The 950-nt window shown below is 46.7% G+C and carries 2 protein-coding genes; both read right to left on the minus strand.

All coding sequences use genetic code 11. The features are described 5' to 3' along the window. Positions 1-29: 29 nt before the first annotated feature. Positions 30-527 carry a SprT family zinc-dependent metalloprotease gene (locus R8O10_RS24175; protein WP_025501414.1) on the minus strand — a complete coding sequence of 166 codons (498 nt, stop codon included), beginning with the start codon at positions 525-527 and terminating at the stop codon, positions 30-32. A 66-nt stretch (positions 528-593) separates the two neighbouring features. Beyond that, positions 594-950 (minus strand): DUF2189 domain-containing protein (locus R8O10_RS24180; protein WP_318191818.1); only part of this gene is annotated, 357 nt, incomplete at its 5' end.

Genomic DNA, 950 nt, shown 5'->3' on the forward strand with positions numbered 1-950 from the left:
GTGATCGCCGCTGTTTCTCACCGGCGAAATTAAGAAAGTTGAACACCTGTAAAATTCAAAGGCTGGTGGCATTTTTGACAGGAGTACGTTGCCTCTTTGCGCAGAACTTTATTGTGTCGGCGAATCGAGAGCGGGTAGGTCATGCAGCCGCAACGATACTCAAACGTCTTACCCTGGACTGAGGTAACTTCAAAGCGGTGTGTGGTGTTGGCAGGAATACCAAATACGGAATCCATGACGCCCCGCCACTCTTTTCCGTGTGGTCGAACTCTGCCGTACACTTGGTAGGTGATTAAGTGGGCGACTTCATGAGGAATTACTTCTTCCAAAAACGCCTGTGGATTTTCTCTAAATAAAATAGGGTTGAGACGAATCTGATTTAATTGAAGGTAGGCTTTTCCCGCTGCTTTGCCGCGAACGTTGAATGTGATGCTTGGGATAGGGAATGAGCGCTTAAATGCCTGCTGTGCCAAAGAGATACAATCAACCATGACTTGCTTGGCTTTATAACTCAGTTCAATGTCCATCCATACTCCGGTGTATTCAATAAAAAGCCCCCGCGTTGGCGAGGGCTGAATCATAGCATTTGTCCGTTAAGGCGTGTGTTTTTTCTTGATGGTTGCATGATAGGCGTGCCATGTACCGTAGCCCAAAATTGGCATGGTAAACAACATACCGATTCCGTAGGTAGCAAAGCCAATCAAGATACCGCCACAAATTATCGCTGCCCAAACAATCATGGCCGGAATATTGGATTTCACTGCGTTAAAGCTAGTAAACACCGCTGTCATCATGTCGACACGGCGTTCCATCATTAATGGAATCGAAAACGCAGAGATACTAAATACGATACACGCCAACACGAATCCAACCAATGAACCTATGACCAGAAAAGGCAAAAACTCAGTCAGTGGCGCGCCTTGTACGGATGGGTACAAAGCGTGGAGCAG

It is taken from the genome of Vibrio sp. 1727, from assembly GCF_033344415.1.
GTDB classification, from domain to species: Bacteria; Pseudomonadota; Gammaproteobacteria; order Enterobacterales; family Vibrionaceae; genus Vibrio; species Vibrio alginolyticus.